The 6,000-nt window shown below is 62.6% G+C and carries 5 protein-coding genes; 4 read left to right on the top strand and 1 reads right to left on the bottom strand.

Annotated elements, in window-relative coordinates; all coding sequences use genetic code 11:
• Positions 1-462 precede the first annotated feature (462 nt).
• On the top strand, positions 463-2,187 hold the full coding sequence (locus BC443_RS05155) for an acetolactate synthase 3 large subunit (RefSeq protein ID WP_071230774.1): 1,725 nt from the start codon (positions 463-465) through the stop codon (positions 2,185-2,187).
• Positions 2,187-2,678, top strand: a complete 492-nt coding sequence (gene ilvN, locus BC443_RS05160) for an acetolactate synthase small subunit (protein WP_071230775.1) — start codon at positions 2,187-2,189, stop codon at positions 2,676-2,678. The genes BC443_RS05155 and ilvN overlap by 1 nt, the downstream gene beginning before the upstream one ends.
• Positions 2,679-2,762: 84 nt before the next feature.
• Here the strand turns inward: ilvN and ilvY are convergent, their stop codons facing one another.
• Positions 2,763-3,647: an HTH-type transcriptional activator IlvY gene (gene ilvY / locus BC443_RS05165; RefSeq protein ID WP_071230776.1), complete on the bottom strand. Its 885-nt coding sequence runs from the start codon at positions 3,645-3,647 to the stop codon at positions 2,763-2,765.
• A gap of 194 nt (positions 3,648-3,841) precedes the next feature.
• On the opposite strand from ilvY, the gene ilvC reads away from it, so the two are divergent.
• Positions 3,842-4,858 carry a ketol-acid reductoisomerase gene (gene ilvC, locus BC443_RS05170; RefSeq protein WP_071230777.1) on the top strand — a complete coding sequence of 339 codons (1,017 nt, stop codon included), beginning with the start codon at positions 3,842-3,844 and terminating at the stop codon, positions 4,856-4,858.
• A 175-nt stretch (positions 4,859-5,033) separates the two neighbouring features.
• The gene (gene pssA, locus BC443_RS05175) at positions 5,034-5,906 is read left to right on the top strand and encodes a CDP-diacylglycerol--serine O-phosphatidyltransferase (protein WP_071230778.1); all 873 of its coding nucleotides are present in this window, start codon (positions 5,034-5,036) and stop codon (positions 5,904-5,906) included.
• The last annotated feature ends 94 nt before the right edge of the window (positions 5,907-6,000 follow it).

A 6,000-nucleotide genomic window follows, 5' to 3' on the forward strand; every position in this document is an offset into this window, starting at 1 on the left:
ACTCGCCGTGTCCGGGGCGTGGTTGGCGGCGCTGAAGGTTGACAGCCTCGGGCCGCTGGTGGAATCTAGGCGGTTCCTGATTGCGGGCGCAGCCAAACTCCGGGTGATCCCCAGCCGCTGCGTGAAGGGTAGGTTCCGAGCGACTCTACCCGCCTGTCGAAGGACATCTTTCTGAGGAAAGAAGGGCGCGGGCCAAACGCCTGTTCCCGCCAACCCCGATGCGGCGATCTGCCGTGTCAGGAGCTGTCGGCGCCGAGGCGCAGGCGGTTCCTATGAGTGCGGGTCCCCACCCCGGGCCCAGGACGCCAGGATATGGCATCAGGCGCTGACGGTTTCGGCTGTCGGCAGCGGCTTACCGCCGTGATTGAGCTTCGTTTCCGTGGATCGCGCCAATCGTTCACGGACCCGGTTTTGTGACCAGAACCGCGAAGCGGCACTCGAACTTCCAGGGGAGACTCACCAGTGGAATTACTTTCCGGCGCCGATATGATCGCCCGCTTTCTGAAAGACGAAGGCGTCGAGCGTATCTATGGCTATCCGGGTGGCGCGGCATTGCACATCTACGATGCCCTGTTCCGCCAGGATAGCGTTCAACACATTCTCGTTCGTCACGAGCAGGCCGCGACCCACGCCGCCGATGGCTACGCCCGCGCTTCCGGCAAGCCCGGCGTGGTGCTGGTCACCTCCGGCCCCGGTGCGACCAATGCCGTCACCGGCATCGCCACTGCCTACATGGATTCGATTCCGATGGTGGTGCTGTGCGGTCAGGTCGCCAGTCACCTGATCGGGGAAGACGCCTTCCAGGAAACCGATATCGTCGGTGTCACCCGGCCGGTAGTGAAGCACAGCTTCTCGATCCGCCATCCCAGCGAGATCCCCGAAGTCCTGAAGAAGGCGTTCTACCTGGCTTCGACCGGCCGCCCCGGCCCGGTGGTGGTGGATATTCCCAAGGACATGACCGCGCCCACCGAGCGCTACGAATACGTCTATCCGAAGAAGGTCAAGATTCGTTCCTACAACCCGGTGACGCGGGGGCATAGCGGCCAGATCAAGAAGGCCGTCGACATGATGCTCAAGGCGCGTCGTCCGGTGTTCTATACCGGCGGCGGCATCGTCACCGGGCGAGCCTCGGAGGCGTTGACCGATCTGGTCCAGCGGCTCGGCTTCCCGATCACCACCACGCTGATGGGCATCGGCGGTTATCCGCAGGGCGACCGCCAGTCGCTGGGGTGGCTGGGGATGCACGGCAGCTATGAAGCCAACATGGCTATGCATCACGCGGATCTGATCGTCGCCATCGGCGCGCGCTTCGACGACCGTGTCACCAACAACACCTCGAAGTTCTGCCCCACGGCCAAGATCGTCCATGTCGACATCGACCCCAGCTCGATCTCCAAGACCGTGCGGGCGGACGTGCCGATCGTCGGTGCGGCGGGCAGCGTCATCAACGAGATGATCAGCCTGGTCCAGGACCGCGAGCCGGCCAATCCCGAGGCGCTGGGCGAATGGTGGAAAAGCATCGATGGCTGGCGGGCCGAGCGCAAGGGCAGGCTCTACGAACCTTCGAAGCCGGGCGAAGCGCTCAAGCCGCAAGAGGTGATCGAGGCGGTCTATCGGGCCACGCGCGGCGAGGCGTTCGTGACTACCGATGTGGGCCAGCATCAGATGTTCGCGGCGCAGTACTACAAGTTCGCCAAGCCCAACCGTTTCATCACCTCTGGCGGCCTCGGCACCATGGGCTTCGGTTTTCCGGCGGCGATGGGCGTCAAGCTCAGCTACCCGCAGGACGACGTGGTCTGCTTCACCGGTGAAGGCAGCTTCCAGATGATGATGCAGGAGCTGTCGACCTGTAAGCAGTTCGATGTCGGCGTCAAGATCGTCAATCTCAACAACCAGTCGCTGGGCATGGTGCGCCAGTGGCAGGACTTGAACTACAAGTCCCGTCACGCTCACTCCTACATGGAGTCGCTGCCGGATTTCGCCAAGCTGATCGAGGCCTACGGCTTCACCGCGATCAAGGTAACGACGCACGAAGAGCTGGCCCCGGCGCTGGAGCGTGCCTTCGCCGATACCAACGAGCTCGTGTTCCTCGATATCTACGTCGACCCATTCGAACACGTCTATCCGATGCAGGTGCCGTTGGGCTCCATGCGTGACATGCTGCTTTCGAAGACGGAGCGGACCTGATGCGCCATATCATCTCGATTCTGCTGGAAAACGAACCGGGCGCTCTGTCCCGCGTGGTGGGGCTGTTCTCCCAGCGCAACTTCAACATCGAAACCCTCAACGTGGCGCCGACGGAAGATCCGTCGCTGTCGCGGCTGACCGTGACCACGGTGGGCGACGACCGGGTGATCGAGCAGATCACCAAGCACCTCAACAAGCTGATCGACGTGGTCAAGCTGGTCGATCTGACCGAGGGCAACCACATCGAGCGCGAGCTGATGCTGGTCAAGGTCAAGGCGCTGGGGGCGGCCCGCGACGAGGTGAAGCGCACGGCGGACATCTTCCGGGCGCAGATCGTCGACGTCACGCCGAGCGTCTACACCGTGCAGATCACCGGCGATGCCGGCAAGCTGGATGCCTTCATCCAGGCGATGGCGCCGATCGGCATTCTGGAAGTGGCACGGACCGGCGTGTCGGGCATTGCTCGCGGAGACAAGCTGCTCACGTTGTAAGTGGCCAGCGGTAGTTCGGCGCCCGGCAGGAGCGATCCTGTCGGGCGTTTTGCGTTTTGCGTTTTGCGTATTTAGCGTCTCGGGTCAGTTCGGCAACTGAGCCCACAGCGCCTCGATCAGCGCGCTCTTCAGGCGCCGCTTGAGCACGCACAGGCCGACGTCGTAGTGGGGGAGTTCCGGCTTGACCGGCAGGATCGTGATCCGGTCCAGCAAGGGGCTGTTGTCGAGCACGATGCGCGGCACGATGCCGACCCCGAATCCCAGTCCGACCATGCTGACGATCGCTTCGTTACCCGCCACCTGCGCATAGATTCGCGGGCTGATGCCCATCGCCCGAAACCAGGTATCGGCATGATCCCGCGACAGGCCGGATTCGGACAAAATCATCGGCACGCCTTTCCACTGCGAGGGCGTCGGCGTTTCCGGCGTGGCGGGCAGCCAGTCGGCGCCGTCACGGGGCGCGATGAACACCAGCGGCGAGGTCGCCAGCGGCTTGAATGCCAGGGCATCCGGCAGGCTGCGCGGGCGCGCGGTGATGGCGATGTCCTCGTTCTCGGCCTGCACGCGGGCAATGGCGTCCGCCGGGTCGCCGGTATGCAGCTTGATCTCGATACGCGGATGGCGCAGGCGGAACTGGCTCAGCAGGCGGTATAGGAAGCTGTAGCTGGCGGTGACCGAGCAGTAGATGCTGATCTCGCCGGCCAGCTCGCGGGTTTCCGCCATCAGCGTGGCCTGCATCGCCTGCCACTGCTCCAGCGTCTCCCTGGCGTAGGAGTGAAACAGCTGTCCTTCTCGCGTCAGCGTGACATGGCGGTTGTCGCGCTCGAACAAGGTGACGCCGAGCGTCTCCTCGAGCTGGCGGATCGAGCGGCTCAGTGTCGACGGGCTGACATGGCAGGCATCGCTGGCCCGGCCGAAGTGCAGATGGTCGGCCAGGGCCAGAAACTGGGTGAGCGGACGGTAATCCATGGGCTTGTTTCGTTTCAGAAAGTGAAATGTCGCGTTGCAAATATAGCGTTTTACGCAACAAGTTGCCTGGCTTATCGTGGCTCCAGGCTAAAACGAAGAGCGCCGCGCCAGACGACGCCAGTGGCCATCAACGCTGACAGATATTGAGTGACGACAGTTCCGGGCCAACGGCCCATCGATTTCCGGAGTACGACATGCACGTTTATTACGACAAGGATTGTGACCTTTCCCTGATCCAGGCCAAGCAGGTCACGATCGTCGGCTATGGCTCACAGGGCCACGCTCACGCCAACAACCTGAAAGAGTCCGGGGTCGACGTGACCGTCGGTCTGCGCAAGGGCTCTTCTTCGGCTGCCAAGGCCGAAAGCGCCGGTCTCAAGGTGGCCAGTGTCGCCGAAGCGTGCAAGACCGCCGATGTCGTCATGATCCTGGCTCCGGACGAGAACCAGAAGGTCATCTACGAGCAGGATATCGAGCCGAACCTGAAAGAGGGCGCCACCATCGCCTTCGCTCACGGCTTCAACATCCACTACAGCCAGGTCGAGCCGCGCGCCGATCTCGACGTCATCATGATCGCGCCCAAGGCGCCGGGTCATACCGTGCGTTCCGAGTTCGTCCGCGGCGGTGGCATCCCGGATCTGATCGCCATTCATCAGAATGCGTCCGGTCAGGCCAAGGAGATCGCGCTCTCCTACGCGGCGGCCATCGGCGGCGGTCGCAGCGGGATCATCGAAACCACCTTCAAGGACGAGACCGAAACCGACCTGTTCGGTGAGCAGGCGGTTCTCTGCGGCGGCGCGGTCGAACTGGTCAAGGCCGGCTTCGAAACGCTGACCGAGGCCGGTTACGCGCCGGAGATGGCCTACTTCGAGTGTCTGCACGAGCTCAAGCTGATCGTCGACCTGATGTACGAAGGCGGCATCGCCAACATGAACTACTCGATCTCCAACAACGCCGAGTACGGCGAGTACGTCACCGGCCGCGAGATCATCAACGACGAGTCGCGTGCCGCCATGCGCAAGGCGCTGCAGCGCATCCAGGACGGCGAGTACGCCAAGATGTTCATCGCCGAGGGCGCCTGCAACTACGCTTCGCTGAACGCACGCCGTCGCCAGACTGCCGAGCACCCGGTCGAGCAGGTTGGAGCCAAGCTGCGCGCGATGATGCCGTGGATCACCGCCAACCAGCTGGTCGACAAGAGCAAGAACTAAGACTCGACCCGCAGGTTTCGACAAGGGCGCGACGATTGTCGCGCCCTTGTTCGTTTGGCCGAACCCATGACGTTTGCCAGGCGCTTTGCGCGAGCATCTGTCGAGATTCCCGCTAGGCTGTAGAATGGGCTGGCTATACATGCCCGAGCGCACTCGCCACTATAGGACTCGCTTCATGACGCAGGATGACCGCCACCACGAGCAAGAGCCCGAGACCATTACCATCGGTGCCACCTCTCCATTGTTCGACGACGAGGATGAAGTCATCGAGGAGACGGTGGAGAACGGCAAGCGGATACGCCGCCGAGGCATCTATCTGCTGCCTAACCTGTTCACGCTCTCGGCGCTGTTCGCTGGCTTCTACTCCATCGTGGCTGCCATCAACGGCGACTACGCCAAGGCCGCCATCGCGATCTTCGTTGCCATGGTGCTCGATGGGCTGGATGGACGCGTGGCGCGATTGACCAATACGCAGAGTGCCTTCGGTGCCGAATTCGACAGTCTGGCCGACATGGTCTCGTTCGGTATGGCTCCGGCGCTGGTTGCGTTCACCTGGATATTGCAGGACATCGGCAAGATCGGCTGGATCGCAGCGTTCATCTTCGTTGCCGGTGCCGCGTTGCGCCTGGCCCGCTTCAACGTCCAGATCGGCAGTATCGACAAGAAATGGTTCGTCGGTTTGCCCAGCCCCTCGGCGGCGGCCATCGTGGCTGCCTGCGTGTGGGTCTTTCACACCTTCGACGCCGAGTCGCTGGGCTTCAAGGTGTTGATGACCGTCGTGGTTGCCGCTGCCGGGGTGCTGATGGTCAGCAACGTGCGCTATCACAGCTTCAAGGAGATCGATTTCAAGGGGCCGGTACCGTTCGTGTTCCTGTTGGCGATCGTGCTGTTGTTCGTGCTGATCTCCATCGAGCCTTCGGTGATGCTGCTGGCTCTGTTTGGCTGCTACGTCATTTCCGGCCCGATTCTGGCGCTGGGACGATTGAACAAGGGGCGTAGGGAGAAGCGCCGTAGCGAAGCCGGCGGTCAGAACTCGCAGGATGACTGAAAGCTGAATGTGGCCTCATGCCGCTGAAACGCCCGCCCCGCGCGGGCGTTGTCGTTTTTGCCGGGCACGGTTTTGACCGAATGCGCAAAAAGTG

Source organism: Salinicola sp. MIT1003 (assembly GCF_001858555.1).
Lineage (GTDB): Bacteria > Pseudomonadota > Gammaproteobacteria > Pseudomonadales > Halomonadaceae > Salinicola > Salinicola salarius.